We start from the raw sequence: 23523 nt of genomic DNA, 5'->3' as shown, positions 1-23523 counted from the left end.
TTCACCGGATCCAGGACCTCGGTCGATCAGTTCGGAGACCGGGTCCACATCATCAGTATGAACCACTCGGAGACGGCGATTATTGCCAGCTAGCCCGCCGTGGGACCCATCAGTCGTTCGACGTACTTGGCGATGATGTCGACCTCCAGGTTGACCGGGTCACCGATGCTCGCGGCGCCGAGTGTCGTCAATTCCCGGGTGGTCGGGATCAGCGACACCTCGAACCAGTCGTCTCCCAGGCCGGACACGGTCAGCGACACCCCGTTGACGGTGATCGACCCCTTCTCGACGACGTAGCGGGACAGCGACTCGGGCAGGCCGACCCGCATCACCTCCCAGTGCTCGAACGGTGTGCGCGCAATCACATGCCCGGTGCCGTCGACGTGGCCCTGCACGATGTGTCCGCCGAGCCGGCTGTTGACCGCCGCGGCGCGCTCCAGGTTGACCCGGCTGCCCTTGGCGATGTCGCGCAGGCTCGACCGGTTGAGGGTCTCGCCCATCACGTCGGTCGAGAACGCTCCGTCGGCCAGCACGTCGACCACCGTCAGGCACACCCCGTTGACGGCGATCGAGTCGCCGTGACCCGCGTCCGACGTGACGACCGGACCGCGGATGACCAGCCGGGCGGCGTCACCGAGGTCCTGCTTGTCGACGACCTCGCCCACCTCTTCGACGATTCCTGTGAACACGTCGACCAGCCTATTCCGGTGCGCCGTCGGATCGCCGGTGCGGGCGGCAAACTCGTCGCCGCGAGGCGAACCTCTACGATGCAAGTCATGCGTCTGCGCCCACGCCATGCCCTGCATGCCTTCATCGCAATCCTTTTCGCCACCGCACTGGTGGTGACCGGCTGTTCGTCGTCGCCGGAACAGTCGAGCGAGCCGCTCCCCGACGCGACGACGCTGCTGCAGGACTCCGCGAAGACCACCCGGGAAAACCAGAGTGCGCACCTGCAGCTCTCGACCACGGGCGAGATCCCGGAGCTGCCGATCGAGACCTTGGAAGGCGACCTGACCAACACCCCGGCCGTGGCCGCGCAGGGCACCACCAACCTCGCCCTGATGGGTCAGCGCCTCGAAGGTGTGCAGTTCGCCGTCGTCGACGGCACCCTCTACGCCGCGCTCACGCCGGGCAGCGGTCTGCAGGACTTCGGTCCGGCCGCCGACATCTTCGACGTCTCGGCGATCCTCGACCCGAACCGCGGACTGGCCAACCTGCTGGCCAACTTCACCGACGCCAAGGCCGACGGCCGCGAGAACATCGCAGGCACCGACACCGTCCGGGTGACCGGCACGGTCAGCGCCGAAGCGGTGAACTCGATCGCCCCGCAGCTCGGCGCCACCGGCCAGGTGCCCGCCACCGCATGGATCGCCGAGAACGACAAGAAGGAACTGGTCCAGGCCCGGCTGGAACCCAAGGACGGCGTGAGCATCACGATGACGTTCACCGACTGGGGTAAGCCGGTCACCGTCACCAAGCCCGCGGTGTGATGACTTCTCCTTCAGTGGAAGCCACGCCCAGAACGACGGTGCGCAGCCGCGGGATCGCGCTGGGCGCAGGCAGCCTCGCGGTGCTGCTGGGCGCGCTCGACACCTACGTCGTGATCACCATCATCCGCGACATCATGATGGACGTCGGGATCGCGATCAATCAGATCCAGCGGGTGACGCCCATCATCACCTGGTACCTGCTGGGCTACATCGCCGCGATGCCGCTGCTCGGCCGGGCCTCCGACCGGTTCGGCCGCAAGCTGATGCTGCAGGTCAGCCTCGCCGGGTTCGCGGTCGGGTCGGTGATCACCGCGATGTCGACCGACCTCGTGCTGATGGTCATCGGCCGCACCATCCAGGGCGCCGCCAGCGGCGCACTGCTGCCGGTCACCCTCGCGCTGGCCGCCGACCTGTGGGCCAGCCGCCAACGCGCGGCCGTGCTCGGCGGGGTGGGTGCCGCCCAGGAACTCGGCGCCGTGCTGGGCCCGGTGTACGGCATCGCCATGGTCTGGGCGTTCCACCACTGGCAGGCGGTGTTCTGGGTCAACGTGCCGCTGGCGGTCATCGCGATGGTGATGATCCACTTCAGCCTGCCCGGGCGCGCACAGACCGACGAGCCGCAGAAGGTCGACGTGTTCGGCGGAGTGCTGCTCGCCGTCACGCTCGGCCTGGTGGTCATCGGGCTCTACAACCCCGCGCCGGACGGCAAGAAGATCCTCCCCGACTACGGAGCGCCGCTGCTGATCGCCGCGGCGGTGGTCGCCGTCGGCTTCTTCGTCTGGGAGCGGTTCGCCCGCACCAGGCTGATCGAACCGGCCGGCGTGCGGTTCCGGCCGTTCCTGGCCGCACTCGGGGCGTCCCTGACGGCGGGCGCAGCGCTGATGGTGACGCTGGTCAACGTCGAATTGTTCGGGCAGGGCGTGCTCGGCCAGTCCCAGAACGAGGCCGCGTTCCTGCTGCTCCGATTCCTGATCGCGCTTCCTGTCGGCGCGCTGCTGGGCGGGTGGATCGCCAGCCGGGTCGGTGACCGGATCGTGGCGTTCGCCGGCCTGGTGATCGCCGCAGGCGGGTTCTTCCTGATCTCGAAGTGGCCGGTGGACCTGTTCTCGGCGCGCCACGACCTCGGGTTCGTGTCACTGCCGGTGCTCGACACCGACCTGGCGATCGCCGGCGTCGGCCTGGGCCTGGTGATCGGTCCGCTGACCTCGGCGACGCTGCGGGTGGTGCCGGCCGCCCAGCACGGCATCGCCTCGGCCGCGGTGGTGGTGGCGCGCATGATCGGCATGCTCGTCGGTATCGCCGCGCTCTCGGCGTGGGGCCTCTACCGGTTCAACCAGGCGCTGGCCCAGCGCTTGGCCGAGCTGCCGCAGCCCGTCGTGAGCTCGCCCAGAGAGCAGGCGGTCGCCCAGGCGACCCGTTACACCAAGGCGACGCTCGAGGCGTACGTGATGCAGTTCCACGACATCTTCCTGGCGACGGCCGTCGTCTGCATCATCGGCGCCCTGCTGGGTCTGCTGATCGCGGGCCGCCACCAGCACGCCGACGAGACGGGCGAAGCGCAGTCGGCGCCGCCCCCTGCCGACGAGCCTTCAGCGCCACGCGCCGACGAGCCGGTGCTCAGCGACCCGGCCACCGCGGGCGCGGAGCCGCAGCTGGGCCGGCACCGGGCCGACTGACTCAGCAGCGCTCGAGGCCGGGGCGCAACAGCGTCGGCTCGCCGCGGTCCTCCCTTTTGCTAGGCAGGACGCTGCGGAGGGGTGCGAAGACGAAGGTCTTCACCGATTGCGGGGTCACGGTGGGAATACTGAGCCAGTCCTGCAGTGCAGTCACGCTCAAGTCCTTTGCTCGGGGTCACCAGCGCGTGGGTCGTCGGTGACAGCGCTCTGCCACGAGTGTACCGAGAGTCGCACCTCATTTAGTTGCCGTGGCCGCGCGTCGAGGGCGAGATAGCCCACAGTCCGGCGGAAGCGGCTGCCCGCCGGGTGAACCTTTTCGAGCGCCCTCCCGTCGACAAGAGGTGACGAACTCGACCGCGGCCCTGGCCGCCCATGTGATGGACGCCCTCAACACCCGGCAGCTCGACCGCCTCCACGACCTGGTCACCGACGACTTCGTCGACCACGGCTCGCCGGTGCCGCTGCCGCCGGGCCCCGACGGGTACATCGCGATCCTCACATTCGTCACGGAGGTGCTCGGCGTCCGCTACGAGATCCACGACATCGTGGAGTCCGGCGACTTTGTCGCGATCCGGGCCACCGCGCACGGTGTCAACGCGGTGTCGCCGGAGGGTGTGACGGTCACCGGCAGGCCGTTCGCCATGAAGACGGCGCACTTCTTCCGATCGCGAGGCGGTCGGTTGTGCGAGCACTGGGGTATCCGCGACGAACTCGACGTGCTGTATCAGGTCGGAGCGCTGACACCGCCCGCCCGCTTGGCGATCGACTAGGCCGGGATCAGGCTCACCAGCAGGTCGGGCCCGACGGCGTCCGTGCCGTCGAATCGCCACCTGCGGGCCGCCGTGATGGTCGGCACACCGACGTCGTCGACCGCGGTGATCGGCCCGCCCAGCAGGATCGGGGCCATGTAGGCCAGGATCCGGTCGACGACGCCGGCCCGCAGGAAGGCGCCGGCCAGCGTCGGCCCGCCCTCCAGGATGACGTCGGTGCGGTCAGAGAGGGCGCGGATCACCTCGTGCGGGTCGCGGGTGCGGATCACCATCGTTCTCGAGTCGTCGTCGAGCACCCGCGCCTCGGAGGAGATCTCCCGCACCCCGACGACGACGCGCAGCGGTTGCCGGTCGGCCAGGCTGCCGTCGGGCCTGCGGGCGGTCAGCGCGGGATCGTCGGCGAACACCGTGCCGGTGCCCACCACGATGGCGTCCGCACGGGCCCGCCTGCGGTGCACGTCCGCGCGGGCCGCCTCACCGGTGATCCACTGGCTGCTGCCGTCGGCCGCGGCGCTGCGGCCGTCGATGCTGGCGGCGAACTTCCAGGTGACGTGCGGGCGGCCGGTCCGCTGTTTGTGCAGCCACTCCCGCAGCGGTCCACCGGCGACGACGTCGGCGAGCAACCCGGTCGCGACGTCGACACCGGCCGCGGCGAGCCGTTCCGCTCCCCCGGCCGCCACCGGGTTGGGGTCGGCGACCGCGAAGGCGACCGCGGACACCCCGGCCGCGAGCAACGCGTCCACACAGGGCGGCGTGCGGCCCTGGTGGTTGCAGGGTTCCAGCGTGACGACCGCGGTACCGCCCGCCGCCCGGGCACCGGCCCGCCGCAGCGCGACCACCTCGGCGTGCGGCCCACCCGGCGGCTCGGTGGCACCCACGCCGGCGACCTCGCCGTCTGCGTCGAGGATCACCGCACCGACCGGTGGGTTCGGGTAGGTGCTGCCCTTGACGCGGTCGGCATGTTCGACGGCGAGCCGCATCGCGGCCTCGGGGGTCACAGCACCAGGTGTCGGGATGCCCCTGCGGCCCGTTGGCGCAGCGACGCCACGGCGGCCGCGGGATCGTCGGCGCTGTACACCGCGGACCCGGCGACGAAGCAGTCCACCCCCGCCTCGGCGGCCGCCTCGATGGTGTCGGCATTGATGCCGCCGTCGATCTCGACCAGGATCGTCAACTCGCCCGCGTCGACGAGCCGGCGGGCGGTGGCGACCTTCGCGAGCACCTCGGGGATGAACTTCTGGCCGCCGAAACCGGGCTCGACGGACATCACCAGCAGGGTGTCGAAGTCGCGCAGGATCTCCAGGTACGGCTCCAGCGGTGTGCCCGGCTTGACGGAGAGTCCGGCCTTCGCGCCTGCGGCGCGGATGTCACGGGCCACGCCCACCGGGTTGTCCGTCGCCTCGGCGTGGAACGTGACGTTGTACGCGCCGGCCTCCGCGTACGGCGGCGCCCAGCGGTCCGGGTCCTCGATCATCAGATGGCAGTCCATCGGAATGTCGGTGACCTTGAGCAGCGACTCCACCACCGGCAGGCCGAGCGTGAGGTTCGGCACGAAGTGGTTGTCCATCACGTCGACGTGCAGCCAGTCGGCACCCGTCACGACGGCGGTCTCGTCGGCGAGTCGGGCGAAGTCGGCGGCCAGGATCGACGGCGCGATCATCGGTTGCTCCGGCATGGATTTCACCCTACTTCCAGCGCCGCGGCGAACATCGCGTCGGTGCCGTGCCGGTGCGGCCACAGCTGGACGTACGGGCCGTCGCCGAGGTCGGGCAGCGGCTCGCGGCCCGCGGCGAACAGCGGCCGGGCGTCCAGCGCGGTGACCGGGTGACGGCGCAGCGCGTCGGCCACCACGCCCACTGTCTCGGCCAGGTGCGGCGAGCAGGTGGCGTAGAGCACCACGCCGCCGGGGCGGGTGAGCGCGATCGCCGCGGCGAGGAGTTCACGCTGCAGTTTCGCCAGGGCGGGCACGTCGCCGGGTTGCCTGCGCCAGCGGGCTTCGGGTCTGCGGCGCAGCGCGCCGAGGCCGGTGCACGGCGCGTCGACCAGCACCCGGTCGAACCCGGGCGTCAGCCCGCTGTCGCGGCCGTCGGCGCGCACCACGTCGACCCCCAGGCCAAGGGTGTTCTGCTGCACCATGTCGGCGCGGGCGGGTGCGGGTTCGACGGCCGTCACCCGGGCGCCCGACTCGGCGCCGATGGCCGCCAGCATCGCGGTCTTCCCGCCCGGTCCCGAGCACAGGTCGAGCCAGCGGCCGGTGTCGCCGTCGACCGGAGCGCGTGTCAGGGCCAGCGCCACGAGTTGACTGCCCTCGTCCTGGACCAGGGCGGTGCCGTTGCGCAGAGGTTGCAGGGCGCCGGGGTCGCCGCCGGGCAGGTGCACGGCGTACGGCGAGTAGCGGCCGACGGTGCCGCCGACGGCCTCGGCCAGCGCGTCGGCGCCGAGCACACCCGGGCGGGCGGCCAGGTGCACCACCGGTCGATCGTTGTCCGCCGCGAGTACGGCGTCGAGCTGTGCGGCGTCCGCACCGAGCGCATCGCTGAACGCCTGCGCGATCCAGCGCGGGTGGGCGTGCACGAACGCCGTGTGGCCGACGGGGTCGGTGTCCGCGGACGGCGCGAGTTCGCCGAGCCAGGACTGTTCGTCGCGCCTGCCGATGGTGCGCAGCACACCGTTGACGAAACCGGCTCGCGCCGTGTCGAATTCGATGCCCGCCTGTTCGACGGTGGTGGACACCGCGGCATGCGGTTCCACCCGGGTGCGCAGCAACTGGTAGGCGCCCAGCCGCAGCAGGTCGAGCAGCATCGGGTCGATGCGGTCGACCGGCCGGCCGGCCGCGTGCTCGATCACGGCGTCGAGCAGGCCGCGGGTGCGACAGGCGCCGTAGGTCAGTTCGGTCGCGAAAGCGGCGTCGCGGCCGGTGATCCCGCGTTCCCGCAGCATGGCGGGCAACGCCAGGTTGGCGTACGCGTCGCGCTCCGACACCGCCCGCAGGACGTCGAGGGCGGCCCGGCGAGCGGGATCGAGCGGAGTCCGGCGGGGCCGCTTGGTGTTCTTCGGGCGGGTCATTGCGCGCGGACCGACCCGTCGAGGCGGGCGCCCCTGGCCCAGTCGCCGGCGCTCATCATCTTCTTGCCCGGTGGCTGGATCAGGTCCAGCCGGACGGCCGCCGACCCGGTGCCGACCAGCACGCCGTCCCGCGACACCCGGATCTCGCCGGGTGCGAGCGCCTCCGCCTCCGCCTCGTCGATCGAGACGGGCCCCACCTTGACCCGGAGGTCACCGATCATGGTCCAGGCGCCGGGATTCGGCGTGACCGCGCGGATCCTGCGGTCGACGGCGTGGGCGGGCAGGTCCCAGCGCACCCGGGCCTCGTCCACGGTGATCTTCGGCGCCACCGTCACCCCGTCGGAGGGCTGCGGCACCGCGGTCAAGGTAACGTCGGCGATGCCGTCGAGGGTGGTCTCCAGCAGGGCGGCGCCCGACACCGCGAGGCGTTCGAGGAGCGCACCGGCGGTGTCGGTGGGCCGAATGGTCTCGGTCACCACCCCGTAGACCGGTCCGGAGTCCAGCGCAGGCTCGATCAGGAAGGTGCTGGCGCCGGTCACCGTGTCACCCGCGGCGATCGCGGCCTGCACGGGCGCGGCGCCCCGCCATGCGGGCAACAGGGAGAAGTGCAGATTGATCCAGCCGAGCGCGGGCACGGCCAGCAGCGGCTCGCGCAGCAGGGCGCCGTAGGCGACCACCGCGCAGCAGTCCGGCTGCAGGGCGCTCAGTTCGGCGACGAACTCCTCGGAGTTGGGCCGTTGTGGGCGCAGCACCGGTACGCCGTGTTCCAGCGCCACCTCGGCGACCGGCGACGGCGAGGGCTTCCCGCGCCGGCCCGAGGCGGCGTCCGGGCGGGTGAGCACGGCGATCACCTCGTGACGCGGGGAGGCGAGCAACCGTCGCAACGACGGCACGGCGGGATCCGGGGTGCCGGCGAAGACGATGCGCACCGCGACAGTCTAGGGAAGCGCCGGCTCATCTCGGCGTCTGGTAGTACTCGCGCGCGGTGGTGCCCGCGAGCGGCGCGACGAACATCCACGGGATGGTGGTGGCCAGCCGGTTCAGCGTGGCCACCGCATCGTTGTAGTACTGGCGCGCGAACGCCAGCTTGTTCTCGGTGTCGGCGAGGTTCTCCTGCAGCTGCAGGAAAATGCCCGACGACGAGAGCTGCGGATAGTTCTGTCCCAGTGCGACCACTTCGCGCACCGCGGTGTCGAGATCGCGTTCGGCCGTGCTGCGCTGTGTCACGGATGTGCTGCCGGTGGCCGCCGTCAGTGCCGCGCGCGCCGCGGTGACGTGGTCGAGGATCGCCTTCTCGTGCGCCGCGAACGTCGTGACGGTGTGCACCAGGCCGGGGATCAGCGAGGCCCGCCGGGTCAGCTCCACGTCGATGCCGGCGAGGGCCTCGGCGACGCGGACGTCGGCGGCCCGAAGCCGGTTGTAGCCCATCACGAATGCCACCAGCACCGCGACGGCCAGCACCAGGATCAGGACGAGCAGGAATCTCACCATGAGCCGCCTCCTCCGCCCCCGCCGCCACCACCGCCGCCGCCGCCTCCACCGCTGGAGCTGCTGCTGCCGCTACTCGACGACGAGGACGCCTGCGAGGCAGTGTAGGCCCCGATCGACGACGACAGCGCCGACTCGAAGCTGTCGAAGCCGCCGCCGGCGGAGCCGGTGAACGCAGAACCCGTCGACGACGACGAGTTGTACCAGTCCGGTTGCGGCGCAGGCATTCCCATGGTGGTCTGATACTTCGCCGCCCACAGCGCCGCGGCGCCCGCGGCGACCGCGAACGGCATGTAGGCGGTGTAGAGGTCCTTTCGTGCGGCGAAGTCGAACCGGGTCTCGGCCGAGTCGGTGGCCAGCATCCGGTGGAATCCGCCCGCCTGTGACCACAGTTCGCGACCGGCGGCGGTACGCCGGGTGCCCACCCCTTTCCTCCACGACTGCAGTGACAACAGGAAGAACGCGGCGAACGGCAGCCCCCACATCGTGGCCGGGAAGCCCCAGCGGAAGAACCCGCACACGGCGAGGACGAATGCGAAACCGCTGGCGGCCGTGGCCCACAGCTCTTTCTTCTGCTTCACCAGCAGCCCGCCGTCGAACGCCCACTTCTCGACCGCGTCGGCCATCTCCTTCTTGGCCTTCTCGAGCTTCTTGCCCGCGGAGACGGCCTTCTTGGCCTCGAACTCCGATCCGGGCGACGTCACCTTGAGCGCCGATCCGACCGCGACACTCACCGGGTCGACGTCGGCCCAGGCGCCGCGTTCGGCCACCCCCCGCACGTTCCACTGGTCGGCGTTGACCTGCCGCAGGTCGACCAGACCGCGATCGGCCAGGTGGAACAGCGTCGCCGTCAACCCGTGTTTGGGGACGCCCTCGGTGCGGATGTACTCCACCTGCACCGGCCCGAGACCCGGCGGCGGCGCGTACTGCAGGGGGAACCCCGGCGGCGCCTCGCGTGTCCTGCGTGACCAGAACCACCCGCCTGCGGCACCCAGTCCGGTCAGCGCGGCGACCCAGGCAGCAGTGCTGAGCGAGCGTCCGAAGATGCGGTCCCAGTGGTAGTTCCACGGCAGTTCGGCACGGGCGGGCGGCGCGACGTCGACGCCCGCGCGCAACGTCACCGGCGTGCCCGGCTCGAGGTTCAGCGCCCGAAGGGTCACGGTGTCACCGACGACCGCCAGGTCGCGGCAGGCCTGACCGACGCCCACCCCGACACTGCACTGCGCCCCGGTGACCGGCCCGGGCAGTCGCACCGAGATCTCGGCCCGCTCGATGGTGTTGTTCCACGCCGGCGCGATGACGTTCCAGTAGAACGCCGAACGTGAGTTGGGCTCACCGGTGGTCGCGGCGAACGTCCGGTCCGCGCCCGTCGATCCGGGGTCGAGCACACCGGGGATCGCGTAGCGGATCTCGAAGACGTGCGCGCCTGCGTCGAGCGTGATGTCGGCGTCGCCGATCTTGGCCACCCGGAACCGGTCGCCGCTCTCCCAGAGCATCCGGTAGCTCGCGGGGGCGCCGTCGAGGATGATCGACGTGACCTCCGGTATCTGCCGCACGTGCGGGCTGTTCCGGTTGCCGACGTCCCAGTACCGGAACAGGCCGTGCCGCCCGCCGGGGAAGTCGGCGGTGATGATCTCGGTGGCATACAGGGTGCCGTCGGCGGCGACGGTGTACTCGGCGCGGTAGTCGCTGAACACCACCGGATCGTCGACCTGGCCGCCACCGCCGCCGGCCTCCAGCAGGAGTGGCCAGAGCAACCCGATCGCGATGACTCCCACGGTGATCAGCCATGCGATCGGCCGCCGCATGAGAACCTCCCGTCCGGCGTGACACGCCGCGTGCGACTCACCCTATGTGCAACGGGTCCATCTGCACCCGAACCGGCTCGTGTTCGCGCCGCGCGCTCTGCACGCCGATCGCCCGGCGCAGCGCGGCGGCCAGTTCGTGGCCACGGCCACGATCGACGCGCACCAGCATCCGGATCACCTCCACGCCCGCGGGCAGGCCCGCCGGCCGGCGCACACCGGGCGGCAGCTCGACCGGCCCGAGCACGTCGGTCCCCGCCGGGAAGTCGGCCTCCTCCAGCAGCGCAGTCACCGCAGGCGGCATGCCGTCGAGCGCGGCCATGTGCGAGCTCGGCGGCAGGCCCACCTCGGCGCGGGAATCGAGTTCCAGTTCGGCGTGACCGACCGGATCCCAGCGGATGAGCGCCTGCACGGTGGGCAGCGACGTCTCGGCGACCACGACGACCACGCCGCCGTCGCCGCGCGGGCGGACCAGCGTGGCCACCGACAGCCACCGCCGCAGCGTGTCCTCCGCGGCGCGCAAGTCCTGGCGGCCCAGCAGCGCCCAGCTGTCCAGCAGCAGCGCGGCGCCGTAACCCTGGGGGGCGGCGGGTTCTGCCCCGGGGGTGGCGACCACGAGTGCCGGGCCGTCGCCGACCGTCGCGACGACCGACTCCCCCGACGACGTGATCACCGACTGCCCGGGGAACGCCCGGCCGAGTTCCTCGGCGGTGCGGCGGGCGCCGACGACCACCGCCCGCACCGCACCCGAGCCGCAGCGCGTGCAGCGCAACATCGGATCATGCCTGCCGCACCAGCGGCACACCGCGCCCTCGCCGCCCCGCTCCGGCAGTGACAGCGGTCCCGCGCAGTGCCTGCACCGCGCCACGGTTCGGCACTTCGCACACGCCAGCGAGGGCACGTAGCCGCGGCGTGGCACCTGCACCAGCACCGGCCGTGCCGCATCGAGCGCCGTGCGCGCGGCCCGCAACGCCACCGACGGCAGGCGCGCGGAGCGGGCCGCGGGATCGCGTTCCTCGGCGTAGCCGCCGTCCTCGAGTCCGACCACCCGCGGCGAGCACGACCGCACAACGGGCCTCGCGGCCACCAGGTCGTGGGCCCAACCGGACCGCACCAGCGCCTGCGCCTCGGCGGTGCGCGTCCAGCCGCCGATGACCGCCGCGCAACGCAACTGGTGCGCCCTCAGCATCGCCACCTCCCTGGCGTGCGGATAGGGCGCCCGCGGTTCGGACAGCGAGTCGTCACCGTCGTCCCACACCAGCACCAGCCCGAGATCGTGCACCGGCGCGAACACCGCACTGCGCGTGCCGATCACCACCCGGGCACGGCCGCGCAGCACCGCCAGCCACCGCCGGTACCGTGCGGCAGGCCCGAGACCCGCGGCCAGCGCCACCGTGTCGTCGGCACCGCAGCGGGCGACCACGGCCGCCTCCAGCACGTCGACGTCCTTCTGGTCGGGCACCACGGCCAGCACGCTGCGCCCGCCGCACAGCGCCGCGGCCGCGGCCTCGGCGAACCGGTCGGCCCACCGCTCACCCGGCAGCGCCTGCCATACCGCGCGTGCGGCGCGGTTCTCCCCCAGCGCGGCAAGGAACCGTTCGCCGCGCTGATACCGCCCCCACCCCGCCGGATCGGGCGGTTGGTGCGCGGAAACCACTGCGGGCGGCGGTGACTCGCGTTCCACCCGGGCGTGCCGGGGCGGGATCGCCAGCCGCAGCACGTCGGGCCGGGTGCCGGCGTAGCGGGCCGCGACGGCGTCGACGAGGCGCCGGATGTCCGGTGTCAGCACGGGTTCGGGCGACACCACCCGGTCCAGGCGGCCGAGCTTGCCCACGTGGTCGGTGTCCGAGCGGCGCTCCAGCACGAAGGCGTCGACGAGTCGGCCGTGGAACCGGACCCGCACCCGGACCCCCGGCTGGGCGTCGTCGGACTGCTCGGCGGTCACCAGGTAGTCGAAGTCACGGTCCAGGTGCGGCACCGTGAGCATCGGCACCACCCGGGCGATGGGCTCGTGCTCGGCGGGCTGCCTCGGATCGGTCACTTAGACCGGTGTAGCAGACGGCGCCGACGTCCGGCCGACGAAGAACCCGGCGGTGATCAACAGCAGCGACGCCGCATACGCCCACCAGATCGGCACGGCGAGCGCCTCGGAGCGCAGCACGAATCGGCCGATCCCGATCATGGCGTCGGACACCGCGAAGCACACGGCGCCCACCGCGGTCCACGGTGTCGGCAGCCGGGCGAGCAGCGCCGCGCACACCATCGCGCCGAGCACCGAGATGTAGAGCGTCACCGGCAGCGCCATCCCGTCCGCGGTCAGCGACGGCCAGAACCAGACCAGCAGCGCCGCGCACGCCACGACGGTGACCGCAGCGGCCACCAGCCTCGGCGTCGACGGGGAGACGAGCGGCACCAGCGCAAGCAGGAAGCACAGATGGGCCACGAGGAACGCCGCGAGGCCGAGCACGAAGGACGGCTCCCACCACGGCATGGCGAGCAGGAAGTCACCGGCAGCGGAGAACACCAGCGCAGGCACCAGCCACCGCCGCTCCCGGCCGATCCGGTGGCTCGCGGCGGCCACCGCGAGCAGGACCGCCGGCAGCGCCTTGAGCGCCGGTTGCAGCGCGAACTGTCCGGTCAGCTCCGACCCGGCGGGCAACCGCAGCGCGGTGACGAGGAGGAACACCCCGTACAGGGCGCCGATGACGGCCGCGGCCAGCCACAGTGTCCGGATCCGGCGGGCGTACGGTGTCGTCGTGTCCATGGGTAGTGAAGAGCCAGAGAAGCCGGCCGTCGACGCCATTCTGATGAAGGTACTGGAGGCGGTGCCGTTCCAGTTGACAACCGACGGCGGACCGGAGAACGCCCGCCGCCGGTTCCGCGAACTGCCCCGCACGCCCGTGCTGCCGGAGCTGCGTGTCGAGGACCGCACGGTCGACGGGCCGGGCGGGCCGATCCCGGTCCGGGTGTACTGGCCGCCCGAAGTGAGTTCGGCACCGCCACCGGTGCTGGTCTGGCTGCATGGCGGCGGCTGGGTGGTCGGCGATTTGGACACCTACGACAACACCGCCCGCCAGCACGCCGCGGGTGCGGGCGCCGTGGTGGTGTCGGTGGATTACCGGCTGGCTCCGGAGCACCCCTACCCCGCCGCCGTCGACGATGTCTGGGCCGCAACGCAATGGGCGGCCGAACACGCCGGCGAGCTCGGCGCCGACGGTGACCGGTTGGCCGTCGCCGGCGATTCGGCGGGCGGCAACCTCGCGGCCGTGGTCGCACAGCTGGCCCGCGACGCGGGCGGACCGGCGCTGTGCCATCAGCTGCTGTGGTATCCGGCCACCACGTGGGACTCGTCGTTGCCGTCATTCCGGGAGAACGCCGACGCCCCCATTCTGAACACCGCGGCGACCAAGGCATTCTCGCGCTGGTACGCCGGAGACGTGGATCTGACGGACCCGCCTGCCACGCTGGTGCCCGCCCGGGCGGCCGATCTGAGCGGGCTGCCGCCGGCCTACATCGCCGTCGCGGGCCACGACCCGCTGCGCGACGACGGCATCCGCTACAGCGAATTGCTCTCCGCCGCAGGGGTACCGGTCGAGTTGGACAACGCCGAGACCCTGGTGCACGGCTATCTCGGCTACGCCGGCATAGTGCCCGCGGCGACGGAGGCGATGGACCGGGGACTGGCGGCGCTGCGTGCGGCCTTCGCCGCCGTGCGGCCATGACCGACCGCACGGGCATCGACCCGACGATGCGTGCGCTGCTCGACCTGGTGCCGTTGAAGTTCGACGCCGCCGAGGGTGTCGAGGTCGCCCGGGAGAAGATGCGTCAGGTGAGGCCGCGGCCGGAGACGTTGCCGCCCATGCGGATCGAGGAACGCACCGTCGGGTACGGCGACGTCACCGACGTCCCCGTCCGGATCTACTGGCCACCCGTCGAGGAGTCCGGCCCGTTGCCGGTGGTGGTGTACTTCCACGGCGGCGGCTGGTGCCTCGGCGACCTGGACACCCACGACGGGGTGGCCCGGGCCCATGCCCTCGGCGCGACGGCGATCGTGGTGTCGGTCGACTACCGGCTTGCGCCGGAACATCCGTGGCCGGCAGGCATCGACGACTCCTGGGCGGCGCTGCGCTGGGTCGGCCGCCACGCCGCCGAGCTCGGCGGCGATCCGGCGCGGATCGCGGTCGCCGGCGATTCGGCGGGTGCCAACATCTCGGCGGTGGTGGCGCAGCTGGCCCGCGACCAGGGCGGGCCGCCGCTGGTGTTTCAGCTGCTGTGGTACCCGCCCACCACCGGGGACATGACGCTGCCGTCGTTCGTGCAGAACGCCGACGCGCCGGTCCTCGACCGCGACATGGCCGAGGCGTTCCTGCGGTGGTATCTGCCCGAGACCGTGATGAGCGAGCCGGCCGGGCTGCCGCCGACCCTGGCGCCGGCCAACTTCGGCGACCTGACCGACCTGCCGCCTGCGTTCATCGGCACCGCCGAACACGATCCGCTGCGCGATGACGGCGCCCGTTACGCCGACCATCTGCGCACAGCGGGGGTGGCGGTGGAACTGCGCAACGAGCCTGCCCTGGTGCACGGGTACGTGAGTTTCGCCGCCGTGGTGCCCGCGGCCGCAGAGGCGACCGACCGCGGACTGTCGGCGCTGCGCGCCGCCCTGCACGGCCGGTGAGCGACCCCGAGATCCTCGACGCCCGCACCACCGGCGAATGGGAGGACTGGCTGACCCGCCACCATGATTCGGCGACCGAGATCTGGCTGCGGCTCTACAACAAGAACGCCCCGGAACCCGGAATGAGTTACGGCGAGGCGGTGGAGGCGGCGCTGTGCTTCGGCTGGATCGACAGCCTCGCCCGCAGGTACGACGACGTGTCGCGGGTCCAGCGGTTCAGTCCGCGCAAGCCGCGCAGCCCGTGGTCGGCGTCGAATGTGCAACGAGTCCAACGCCTCATCGACTCCGGCCGGATGCGCGAGGCCGGGCTGCGCCAGGTGCAGGCGGCGAAAGCGGACGGGCGGTGGCCGACGGGCCACGGGTAGCGTGGGCGCATGCGCGTCGACGGTGACGACAGGAGGGCCATGACCGCACCCGACTACCGGACCGTGGTCGTCGGCGCCGGCTTCTCCGGCATCGGCACGGCGATCGAACTCGACCGCGCCGGGTTGGGTGACTACCTGATCGTCGAAGCCGGAGCCGAGGCCGGTGGCACCTGGTACTGGAACACCTACCCCGGCATCGGCGTCGACATCCCGTCGTTCTCCTACCAGTTCTCGTTCGAGCAGAGCCCGCACTGGTCGCGCACCTACGCCCCGGGCCACGAACTGAAGGCCTACGCCGAGCACTGCGTCGAGAAATACGGCATCCGCGACAAGATCCGGTTCGACACCGAGATCACCGGCGCCGCGTTCGACGAGCAGGACAACGTGTGGCGGCTGTCCACCGACGCGGGCGACACTGTCACCGCCCGGTTCCTGATCAATGCGGCCGGCGTGCTGAACGTCCCGAAGCCGCCCGACATCGCCGGAGTGGACAGCTTCGCCGGCGTCACGCTGCACACCGCGCGCTGGGACCACGGTCAGGACCTCACCGGCAAGCGGGTGGCGATCATCGGCACCGGCGCCTCGGCGGTGCAGGTGATCCCCGAGATCGCCCCGATCGTCGAGCAGCTCACCGTCTTCCAGCGCACGCCGATCTGGTGTTTCCCGAAGTTCGACGTGCCGCTGCCGTCGCCGGTGCGCGGGCTGATGCGGCTGCCCGGCGGCAGTGCGGTGCAGCGGCTGCTCAGTCAGGCCTTCGTCGAGGTGACGTTCCCGATCTCGGCGCAGTACCACGGCGTCGTCCCGCTCGCGGGCCGGGCGGAGAAGGTCGGCCGGGCGTACCTGCGCAAGGAGGTCAAGGATCCCGTGCTGCGGGAGAAGCTGACGCCGCAGTACGCCGTCGGGTGCAAGCGGCCCGGCTTCCACAACAGCTACCTGTCCACCTACAACCGGGACAACGTGCGGCTGGTGACGGATCCGATCGCGAAGGTGACGCCCTCCGGCGTGGACACCACCGACGGCGAGCATCACGACGCCGACGTGCTGATCCTCGCGACCGGTTTCCGGGTGATGGACGTGGACTCGGGCACGTTCGCCGTCACCGGGATCGGGGGCCGCTCGCTCGCCGACTTCTGGAACGAGCACCGGATGCAGGCCTACGAGGGCGTCAGCGTCCCCGGCTTCCCCAACCTCTTCAACATCTGCGGGCCCTACGGCTACGTGGGATCGTCGTTCTTCGCGCTGATCGAGACGCAGACCCGCCACATCGTGCGGTGCCTGCGGCGGGCCCGCGACGAGCAGGCCAGCCGCGTCGAGGTGACGCAGGAGGCCAACGACCGCTACTTCGCGGAGATGATGCGCAAGCGGCACCGCCAGATCTTCTGGCAGGACAGCTGCCAGAAGGCCAACAGCTACTACTTCGACAAGAACGGCGACGTGCCGCTGCGGCCGGCGACCACGCTCGAGGCGTCCTGGCGTAGCCGCCGGTTCCCGCTGGACGACTACGCGTTCAGCGGGTAGCGCGGCCTAGACGGCGTTCTTCAGGGCGTCGACCTTGTCGAGCCGCTCCCACGGCAGATCGATGTCGGTGCGGCCGAAGTGACCGTACGCGGCGGTGTTCGCATAGATCGGGCGCAGCAAGTCGAGGTCGCGCACGATCGCGCCAGGACGCAGGTCGAACACCTCGGTGATCGCCTTCTCGATGATGTCCGGATCGACGGTCGCGGTGCCGAAGGTCTCGACGAACAGCCCGACCGGGGCAGCCTTGCCGATCGCGTAGGCCACCTGCACCTCGACCCGCTCCGCCAGACCGGCGGCGACGACGTTCTTGGCCACCCAGCGCATCGCGTAGGCCGCCGAACGGTCGACCTTGGACGGATCCTTGCCCGAGAAGGCGCCGCCACCGTGGCGGGCCCAGCCGCCGTAGGTGTCGACGATGATCTTGCGGCCGGTCAGACCGGCGTCGCCCATCGGGCCGCCGAGCACGAACTTGCCGGTCGGGTTGACCAGCAGCCGGAAGTCGGAGGTGTCCATGGTGTCGTGGCCGAGGTCGGCCAGCACGGTGTTGACCACCTTCTCGCGGATGTCAGGGGTCAGGGTGCCGTCGAGGTCGATGCCCGCCGCGTGCTGCGTGGACAGCACGACGGTGTCCAGCCGGACCGGCGTGGTGCCGTCGTACTGCACGGTCACCTGGGTCTTGCCGTCGGGCCGCAGGTAGTCCAGCACGCCGCTCTTGCGGACCTCGGTCAGCCGCCGGGCCAGCCGGTGGGCCAGCGCGATCGGCAGCGGCATCAGCTCGGGGGTGTCCTTGATCGCATATCCGAACATCAGGCCCTGGTCACCGGCGCCCTGCAGGTCCAGCGGATCGCCCGCGCCTTCGACGCGTGTCTCGTGGGCGGTGTCCACGCCTTGGGCGATGTCGGGCGACTGTGCGCCGATGCCGATGTTGACGCCGCAGGTCTCGCCGTCGAAACCCTTGTCGGACGAGTCGTAGCCGATGTCGAGGATGCGGGCCCGCACGGTGTTGGTGATGTCGGCGAACGCTTCCTTGGCCGACGTGGTCACCTCACCGACGACGTGCACCTGACCCGTGGTCACGAGCGTCTCCACCGCGACGCGCGAACGCGGATCGGCGGCGAGCAGCGCATCGAGCACCGAGTCGCTGATCGCGTCGCAGATCTTGTCGGGGTGGCCCTCGGTCACCGACTCACTGGTGAACAGCCGACCTTTGCTCACGGTGGTGCATCCTTCCGTTCGAGCTCTCTCGAGATAGTTAGTCAATCAAATTATGTTCGTGTCCTGTTGCACCCAAGCGTGTCCCTCGCCCATGCGCAACCCTTTCGCGCATTGTGGTGCGTGCGCTGAAGATCACTCGTCGTTGCTGTGCAGGAACCCCACGATCGCGTCCACGATACGACTGGCCATCAACGTCTTCGAACCGTGCTCCAGGGCCGACTCGGTGCCGTCGGACGCCAGCAGCCAGCCGGCGTTGTCCTCCACCTCGAACGCCCGGTTGTCACCGACGGCGTTCACCACCAGCAGGTCGCAGCCCTTGCGAGCGAGCTTGGCCCTTGCGTGGAACAGGACGTCGCCGTTCGCATCGCCGGTCTCGGCGGCGAATCCGACGATCGCCCGCATGTTGGGCAGCTGACCGTCGGCACGTCCGCGCACGGCGCCTGCCAGCACGTCGTCGGTGCGGGTGAGTTCGATCCCCGGCGCCGCGGCGTCGGGGTCGCCGGACTTCTTGATCTTGCTGGTCTGCACCTGCGTCGGCCGGAAGTCGGCGACGGCGGCCGCCATCACCAGCACGTGAGCGTCGGGCACGTGCTTGGACACGGCGTCCTTGAGCTGAGCCGCCGAGCCGATGCGCTCCACGTCGACGCCCGCGGGATCGACGAGGCCTGCGGTGTTCCCGGCGATCAGGGTCACGTCCGCCCCGCGCTGGGCCAGTACGCGGGCCATCGCGTAGCCCTGCTTGCCCGAGCTGCGGTTGCCGATGAAGCGCACCGGGTCGATGGGTTCGCGGGTGCCGCCGGCGGTCACCAGGACCTTCACGCCGGCCAGGTCGTAGGGCAGCGCGTCGCCGCGGGCCAGCAGCAACTGGGCCAGGGTGGCGATCTCCTCGGCCTCCGGCAGCCGTCCGGCACCGCTGTCGGCGCCGGTGAGCCGCCCCGACGCGGGCTCCAGGACGACGGCCCCGCGGCGCCGCAGCGTGGCGACGTTGTCCACGGTGGCCGGGTGCAACCACATCTCGGTGTGCATGGCCGGCGCGAACAGCACCGGACATCGGGCGGTCAGCAGCGTGGCGGTGAGCAGATCGTCGGCGCGGCCGGCGACGGCCCTGGCCAGCAGGTCGGCGGTCGCCGGAGCGACGACCACCAGATCGGCCTCCTGGCCGAAACGCACGTGCGGGACCTCGTGGACGTCGTCCCAGACCCCGGTGTGCACGGGATTGCCCGACAGCGCCTCGAACGTCGCGGCACCGACGAACCGCAGTGCGGACTCGGTGGGCACCACGCGCACGGAGTGCCCGGCCTCGGTGAGCTGGCGGATCAGGGTGCACGCCTTGTAGGCGGCGATGCCTCCGGCGACGCCGACGATGATCCGCTTGCGGTCTGTCGTCACGTCGTCTTCTCGCCCACCAGGCTCATCACGGGCCTACCCGGCGCTTACTCGCCCTCGGTGTGCTCGAGCAGGTCTTCGTGGATCTCGCGCATCGCGATCGAGAGCGGCTTCTCCTGCAGCCCCGGCTCGACGAGCGGGCCGACGTACTCGAGGATGCCGTCGCCGAGCTGGTTGTAGTAGTCGTTGATCTGGCGGGCGCGCTTGGCTGCGTAGATCACCAGGGCGTACTTGCTGGACGCGCGACTCAGCAGCTCGTCGATGGGCGGATTGGTGATGCCCAACGGCGTGTCGTAGGAGCCGGCGGCGATCGTATCGACGGACCGGTCTTCCACAGCGGTCAGCTGCGCGTCGGCGTGGGGGGTGCTCAAAGAATTCTCCTGGCGGTGTGCATCAAGTTCGATGGCTGTTCGGCGACCTGGGGGCGGCTCGCACCGGCCCAGCAGGACCGGTCGGCGCGTGGTGTCAATCGGTGCCCACCAGCAAGGATACCAATTCCGAGCAGGCCGACTCCAATCGGCTGTTGACGACGACCTCGTCGAAGTCCTGCTGAGCGGCCAGTTCGGTGCGCGCGGTGGCCAGTCGGCGGGCCATCACCTCGGTGGTTTCGGTGCCGCGCCCGACGAGTCGCTGCTCGAGCGCCTCCCAGCTGGGCGGGGCGAGGAACACGCTGACTGCCTCGGGCATCGCGGCTTTGACGGCACGCGCGCCGGCGAGATCCACCTCGATCAGCACCGGGTGACCGGCCTCGGTCGCATCGACCACGGGTTGCCTCGGCGTGCCCGAGCGGTGCAGGCCACCATGGATCTCGGCCCATTCGAGCAGCGCACCGGTATCGATGAGCTGCTGGAACCGCTCCGACGTCACGAAGGTGTAGTCGACGCCGTCGACCTCACCCGGACGCGGAGCCCTGGTGGTCACCGAGACGCTGAAGTGCAGATCGGGGATCCGTTCACGCAGACAGCGGACCACGGTGGATTTCCCGACGGCTGAGGGGCCGGACAGCACGATGACGCGTCCGGCCCCTCGGCCGGGACTCACCTAGGCGCCTAGTTCTGGTCGAACTTTTCGAGCAGGGCCTTGCGCTGACGATCGCCGAGTCCGCGCAGGCGGCGGGTCGGGGCGATCTCGAGTTCGGTCATGATCTCCTGCGCCTTCACCTTGCCGACCTTCGGCAGTGCTTCCAGCAGCGCGGAAACCTTCATCTTGCCCAAGACCTCGTCGGTCTCGGCATCCTTGAGCACCTGCTTGAGGTTGGTGCCGCCACGCTTGAGCCGGTCTTTGAGCTCGGCACGCGCTCGACGAGCGGCAGCAGCCTTCTCCAACGCTGCCGCGCGCTGTTCGTCGGTCAACTGGGGAAGGGCCACGGGTGTTCCTCCGTCTCTGGCAATTACTTGGGGCCATCATTTACTTGTCTCGGCTGGTCAAACCAGCCAGCGTCGACGACCGTACCCACGCAGTCTGACGAACGCTAACCCCACCCCCCGCGTTGTCGCGTCAAAACCGCAGGTTGTAGTACGCCCGCCGGCGCGCGGCCACATGCGCGAGGACCGCGCCCCACCGATGTCCGCGGACCCGCGGCCACCCTGTTTTGCCTGTACAAGTGCACTTTTTGCCGCCGCTCCCCGGCCGAACCGGTGGCCGGGATGTTTGCAGGTGGCCGACCGCCGACCCGTCACCTCGCAGTTTGGGGAAATTTTCCCAGGTCGTGGCGTGTCGGGCGTGTTGCTGCACTGACGGGCACGTCAGTTTCCGCCCGGTCGGGTGTGCCCAGCTCGCTCCCACGGTCGGGACAGCCGACACCTAGCTTGGCTAACTAGCTTGGCCTGGTCGGGGTCCCACATCAGAGGTGGCGTTCACCTCGGAGAGAAGCTCACATGGACATCAGACGTCTGACCTATGCGACCGCGACAGCCGTGGTCATCGGCGCCGCGGCGCTGGCGGGCACCCCGGCGGTGGCCGTCGCGCAGCCGGGGCAGCCCTGCCGTTCCGGCGACTGCCGCGGCCCGGGCGGACCTGCGCAGAACGGACACGGCGACCCGGGACGACCCGGCGGACCGGGTGGGCCCGGTGGCCCTGGCCGGCCCGACGGCCCCGGTGGGCCGAGGTGGGACGCTCCCCCGCCACCGCCGCGCGATCAGGCCTGGCGCGGCATCGACCAGGGACGTTACGACCATCAGCCGTTCAACTATCGCGGGAGCTGGGTGACGCCGATCTTCAACCCCGAATACCGCAACTGGGGCTTCTGGTTCTTCGGACTGTGGATCCCGCTGTGAGGCGACGATGTCTGCGGCGCAACCGTTTTCATCTCGTGATCGAACGCACAGCGCACGCCTCGACCGGACACAGGGTGCACCCATGCGCGGTTCGTAGCGTCGCCCCGTGCGGCGAACCAGCGCCGCACCCAGCAGAAGTGGAGAGGCAGAGATGACCTTCAAGCGAGCCCTTTACGCGTCGACCCTGGCCGCCGGAGTCGGACTCGCCGGTGCGTTCGGCGTCGGCCTCGGTACGGCGTCCGCCCAGCCGCCGCAGCCGTGCGGCGCGCAGCACGGCCAGGCGTGCGGTCCCGGTCAGCAGCGCGACAACCGCGCACCCGCGCCCGCCGGGAACGACTGGCAGGGACGCGGAGTCGACCAGGCACGCAACGACCACCGTCCGTTCAACTGGCGTGGCCAGCAGGTCACCCCGATGCCCGCGGGCAACGGTCACGGGTGGGGCTTCTGGTTCCTCGGCACCTGGATTCCGCTGTAGCGGAGGGGGTCAGGCGCTCACCGCTTGATCTCCACCAGCAGCACCCACGCGTTCGCGGTGGCGGCGGCGAAGCCCGCCGTCACCGCGGCGGTGATCCAGTACAGCCCGCCACCTGCCTGCAGCCACAACGACACCGCGCCTGCCATCAGCAGTGCGCCGGGCAGGAACAGCGTCAGCGTCGTATACGCCGCCCACCGCGCCCCCCGCACGCGACGCTGGAGTATGCCCGCGAGGACCGCGCCGCCCGCCGAGCAGAACCCCAGTGCCAGCAGTTCGGCGGCCAGGGCACCGGCATGCTGGCCGGGCGTGGCGAGGAACACCGCGGTGAGCAGGACGGCGATGGTCAGTCCCAGGGTGGCGCCGGCGCGGGCAGGCACTCCCGGGAACTTCAGCACCTCGGCCAGGTTCAGCGACAGCCCCACGAACAGCAGGCCGGCGAGCGCCGCCGCGCCGCCGGCGACCGTCTGCGCGAAGTCGTTCCACTGCGCGGCGTCGTAGGCCGGCGTCATGCCAGGTACGCCACCGCGTCGCGCATCCGTTCGGCTGCCGCCCGCAGCGCCGCGACGTCGGGCCCGGCGCGCAGCACCTCCCGCGACACCGCGGGAAGCAGTTGGCCCGGCAGTGCACCCCCGAGGCCGCCGAGCGCCTCGGGCCGCCCGCCCTGCGCGCCCACACCCGGCACCAGCACGGGACCGGCGAGGGCGCTCACGTCCGGCGGTTCCGCCAGCGTGGCGCCGACCACGACGCCGACCGATCCTGGCTCGGTGGCCCGGTTGACGGCCGCGGCGGCGTCGACGACGGACTGCGCGACCGTGCGCCCGTCGACCAGTGCGCGTTGCACCGACGCACCTTCCGGGTTCGACGTCGCGGCCAGCACGAAGACTCCCCTGTCGTGGGCGGCGGCGGTGTCCAGCAGCGGTTGCAGCGCGCCGAAGCCGAGGTACGGCGACGCGGTGACGGCGTCCGCGGCCAGCGGCGAGTCACCGGCCCACGCCTCGGCATACGCCGCCATGGTGGAGCCGATGTCGCCCCGTTTGGCGTCGGCGAGCACCAGCACGCCGGCCGCCCGCAGCTCGCCGATGGTCTCCTCGAGCACCGCGAAGCCCGCGGCGCCATAGGCCTCGAAGAACGCCACCTGCGGCTTGACGATCGCGAAGTCGCCGAACGCCGCCACACACGTCTGGCAGAACGACCGCAGGCCGTCCACCCCCGCGGGCAGCCCCCAGTCCCGCAGCAGCGCGGGATGCGGATCGATGCCCGGGCACAGCGGCCCGCTGCGCGCCACCGCCTCGGCGAGCCGACGACCGAATCCCGGCAC

Annotated in this window: 26 protein-coding genes; 9 read left to right on the top strand and 17 right to left on the bottom strand. The window is 71.3% G+C overall.

Annotated elements, in window-relative coordinates; genetic code table 11:
• Positions 1 to 89: 89 nt before the first annotated feature.
• A complete protein-coding gene (locus tag ACPCHZ_RS28050) occupies positions 90 to 689 on the bottom strand; it encodes a riboflavin synthase (protein WP_423487741.1) in 600 nt (199 codons plus the stop codon).
• Positions 690 to 776: 87 nt separating this feature from the next.
• On the opposite strand from ACPCHZ_RS28050, the gene ACPCHZ_RS28045 reads away from it, so the two are divergent.
• Both ACPCHZ_RS28045 and ACPCHZ_RS28040 read left to right on the top strand, forming a co-directional pair.
• The gene (locus ACPCHZ_RS28045) at positions 777 to 1490 is read left to right on the top strand and encodes an LppX_LprAFG lipoprotein (protein ID WP_364979732.1); all 714 of its coding nucleotides are present in this window, start codon (positions 777 to 779) and stop codon (positions 1488 to 1490) included.
• Positions 1490 to 3166 (top strand): MFS transporter, encoded by a 1677-nt coding sequence (locus ACPCHZ_RS28040; protein ID WP_423487740.1) that lies wholly within the window; start codon positions 1490 to 1492, stop codon positions 3164 to 3166. The genes ACPCHZ_RS28045 and ACPCHZ_RS28040 overlap by 1 nt, the downstream gene beginning before the upstream one ends.
• 1 nt (position 3167) lies before the next feature.
• Here the strand turns inward: ACPCHZ_RS28040 and ACPCHZ_RS28035 are convergent, their stop codons facing one another.
• Positions 3168 to 3320, bottom strand: coding sequence for a hypothetical protein (locus ACPCHZ_RS28035; RefSeq protein ID WP_423487739.1), 153 nt, complete (start codon positions 3318 to 3320; stop codon positions 3168 to 3170).
• Positions 3321 to 3507: 187 nt separating this feature from the next.
• Between ACPCHZ_RS28035 and ACPCHZ_RS28030 the strand changes: the two genes are divergently transcribed.
• Entirely contained in the window at positions 3508 to 3936 is a 429-nt protein-coding gene (locus ACPCHZ_RS28030; RefSeq protein WP_423487738.1) for an ester cyclase, read from the top strand.
• Here ACPCHZ_RS28030 and ribD read toward each other — a convergent pair.
• Genes ribD through ACPCHZ_RS27990 form a run of 8 tightly spaced genes read right to left on the bottom strand, consistent with a single transcriptional unit; the run spans position 3933 to position 13059 of the window.
• Entirely contained in the window at positions 3933 to 4934 is a 1002-nt protein-coding gene (gene ribD, locus ACPCHZ_RS28025) for a bifunctional diaminohydroxyphosphoribosylaminopyrimidine deaminase/5-amino-6-(5-phosphoribosylamino)uracil reductase RibD (protein ID WP_423487737.1), read from the bottom strand. The genes ACPCHZ_RS28030 and ribD overlap by 4 nt on opposite strands.
• Positions 4931 to 5611: a ribulose-phosphate 3-epimerase gene (gene rpe, locus ACPCHZ_RS28020; RefSeq protein ID WP_423487736.1), complete on the bottom strand. Its 681-nt coding sequence runs from the start codon at positions 5609 to 5611 to the stop codon at positions 4931 to 4933. The genes ribD and rpe overlap by 4 nt, the downstream gene beginning before the upstream one ends.
• A gap of 5 nt (positions 5612 to 5616) precedes the next feature.
• Positions 5617 to 7002 (bottom strand): RsmB/NOP family class I SAM-dependent RNA methyltransferase, encoded by a 1386-nt coding sequence (locus ACPCHZ_RS28015; protein WP_423487735.1) that lies wholly within the window; start codon positions 7000 to 7002, stop codon positions 5617 to 5619.
• Complete coding sequence (gene fmt, locus ACPCHZ_RS28010) at positions 6999 to 7931, bottom strand: methionyl-tRNA formyltransferase (RefSeq protein ID WP_423487734.1); 933 nt, start codon at positions 7929 to 7931, stop codon at positions 6999 to 7001. The genes ACPCHZ_RS28015 and fmt overlap by 4 nt, the downstream gene beginning before the upstream one ends.
• Positions 7932 to 7956: 25 nt before the next feature.
• A complete protein-coding gene (locus tag ACPCHZ_RS28005) occupies positions 7957 to 8493 on the bottom strand; it encodes a LemA family protein (protein ID WP_423487733.1) in 537 nt (178 codons plus the stop codon).
• Positions 8487 to 10298, bottom strand: coding sequence for a DUF2207 domain-containing protein (locus tag ACPCHZ_RS28000; RefSeq protein WP_423487732.1), 1812 nt, complete (start codon positions 10296 to 10298; stop codon positions 8487 to 8489). The genes ACPCHZ_RS28005 and ACPCHZ_RS28000 overlap by 7 nt, the downstream gene beginning before the upstream one ends.
• 37 nt (positions 10299 to 10335) lie before the next feature.
• Positions 10336 to 12282, bottom strand: a complete 1947-nt coding sequence (locus ACPCHZ_RS27995; protein ID WP_423487753.1) for a primosomal protein N' — start codon at positions 12280 to 12282, stop codon at positions 10336 to 10338.
• Positions 12283 to 12336: 54 nt separating this feature from the next.
• Positions 12337 to 13059: a lysoplasmalogenase gene (locus tag ACPCHZ_RS27990; RefSeq protein ID WP_423487731.1), complete on the bottom strand. Its 723-nt coding sequence runs from the start codon at positions 13057 to 13059 to the stop codon at positions 12337 to 12339.
• Between ACPCHZ_RS27990 and ACPCHZ_RS27985 the strand changes: the two genes are divergently transcribed.
• From ACPCHZ_RS27985 to ACPCHZ_RS27970, 4 genes are read left to right on the top strand one after another with little or no spacing between them, the layout of a single operon-like run.
• Complete coding sequence (locus ACPCHZ_RS27985; RefSeq protein WP_423487752.1) at positions 13058 to 14017, top strand: alpha/beta hydrolase; 960 nt, start codon at positions 13058 to 13060, stop codon at positions 14015 to 14017. The two genes, ACPCHZ_RS27990 and ACPCHZ_RS27985, sit on opposite strands and share 2 nt — an antisense overlap.
• Positions 14014 to 14970, top strand: a complete 957-nt coding sequence (locus ACPCHZ_RS27980; protein ID WP_423487730.1) for an alpha/beta hydrolase — start codon at positions 14014 to 14016, stop codon at positions 14968 to 14970. The genes ACPCHZ_RS27985 and ACPCHZ_RS27980 overlap by 4 nt, the downstream gene beginning before the upstream one ends.
• Positions 14967 to 15335 (top strand): YdeI/OmpD-associated family protein, encoded by a 369-nt coding sequence (locus tag ACPCHZ_RS27975; protein ID WP_364979700.1) that lies wholly within the window; start codon positions 14967 to 14969, stop codon positions 15333 to 15335. The genes ACPCHZ_RS27980 and ACPCHZ_RS27975 overlap by 4 nt, the downstream gene beginning before the upstream one ends.
• A 39-nt stretch (positions 15336 to 15374) precedes the next feature.
• Positions 15375 to 16853, top strand: a complete 1479-nt coding sequence (locus tag ACPCHZ_RS27970) for a flavin-containing monooxygenase (protein ID WP_423487751.1) — start codon at positions 15375 to 15377, stop codon at positions 16851 to 16853.
• Between the two features lie 6 nt (positions 16854 to 16859).
• Here ACPCHZ_RS27970 and metK read toward each other — a convergent pair whose 3' ends face one another.
• The 5 genes from metK to mihF all read right to left on the bottom strand — a co-directional run bounded on the left by metK (position 16860) and on the right by mihF (position 20821).
• A complete protein-coding gene (gene metK, locus ACPCHZ_RS27965) occupies positions 16860 to 18068 on the bottom strand; it encodes a methionine adenosyltransferase (RefSeq protein ID WP_423487729.1) in 1209 nt (402 codons plus the stop codon).
• A gap of 132 nt (positions 18069 to 18200) precedes the next feature.
• A complete protein-coding gene (coaBC, locus tag ACPCHZ_RS27960; RefSeq protein WP_364979694.1) occupies positions 18201 to 19457 on the bottom strand; it encodes a bifunctional phosphopantothenoylcysteine decarboxylase/phosphopantothenate--cysteine ligase CoaBC in 1257 nt (418 codons plus the stop codon).
• Positions 19458 to 19501: 44 nt separating this feature from the next.
• Positions 19502 to 19825: a DNA-directed RNA polymerase subunit omega gene (gene rpoZ, locus ACPCHZ_RS27955; protein WP_423487728.1), complete on the bottom strand. Its 324-nt coding sequence runs from the start codon at positions 19823 to 19825 to the stop codon at positions 19502 to 19504.
• Between the two features lie 94 nt (positions 19826 to 19919).
• Entirely contained in the window at positions 19920 to 20495 is a 576-nt protein-coding gene (gmk, locus tag ACPCHZ_RS27950) for a guanylate kinase (protein WP_423487727.1), read from the bottom strand.
• Positions 20496 to 20503: 8 nt separating this feature from the next.
• Entirely contained in the window at positions 20504 to 20821 is a 318-nt protein-coding gene (gene mihF / locus ACPCHZ_RS27945) for an integration host factor, actinobacterial type (protein WP_264016205.1), read from the bottom strand.
• Between the two features lie 510 nt (positions 20822 to 21331).
• On the opposite strand from mihF, the gene ACPCHZ_RS27940 reads away from it, so the two are divergent.
• Entirely contained in the window at positions 21332 to 21730 is a 399-nt protein-coding gene (locus tag ACPCHZ_RS27940; RefSeq protein WP_423487726.1) for a hypothetical protein, read from the top strand.
• A gap of 151 nt (positions 21731 to 21881) precedes the next feature.
• The gene (locus ACPCHZ_RS27935) at positions 21882 to 22205 is read left to right on the top strand and encodes a hypothetical protein (protein WP_423487725.1); all 324 of its coding nucleotides are present in this window, start codon (positions 21882 to 21884) and stop codon (positions 22203 to 22205) included.
• 17 nt (positions 22206 to 22222) lie between these two features.
• Here the strand turns inward: ACPCHZ_RS27935 and ACPCHZ_RS27930 are convergent, their stop codons facing one another.
• Together ACPCHZ_RS27930 and pyrF are read right to left on the bottom strand one after the other, a co-directional pair.
• Positions 22223 to 22714 carry a hypothetical protein gene (locus ACPCHZ_RS27930; protein WP_423487724.1) on the bottom strand — a complete coding sequence of 164 codons (492 nt, stop codon included), beginning with the start codon at positions 22712 to 22714 and terminating at the stop codon, positions 22223 to 22225.
• Positions 22711 to 23523 carry an orotidine-5'-phosphate decarboxylase gene (pyrF, locus tag ACPCHZ_RS27925; protein WP_423487723.1) on the bottom strand — a complete coding sequence of 271 codons (813 nt, stop codon included), beginning with the start codon at positions 23521 to 23523 and terminating at the stop codon, positions 22711 to 22713. Before pyrF ends, ACPCHZ_RS27930 begins: the two co-directional genes overlap by 4 nt.

This window comes from Mycobacterium sp. NPDC050041, from assembly GCF_049541695.1.
Taxonomy (GTDB): Bacteria; Actinomycetota; Actinomycetes; order Mycobacteriales; family Mycobacteriaceae; genus Mycobacterium.
The sequence above is the reverse complement of the archived record's forward strand: the minus strand, read 5'-3'. Positions and strand labels throughout refer to the sequence as shown.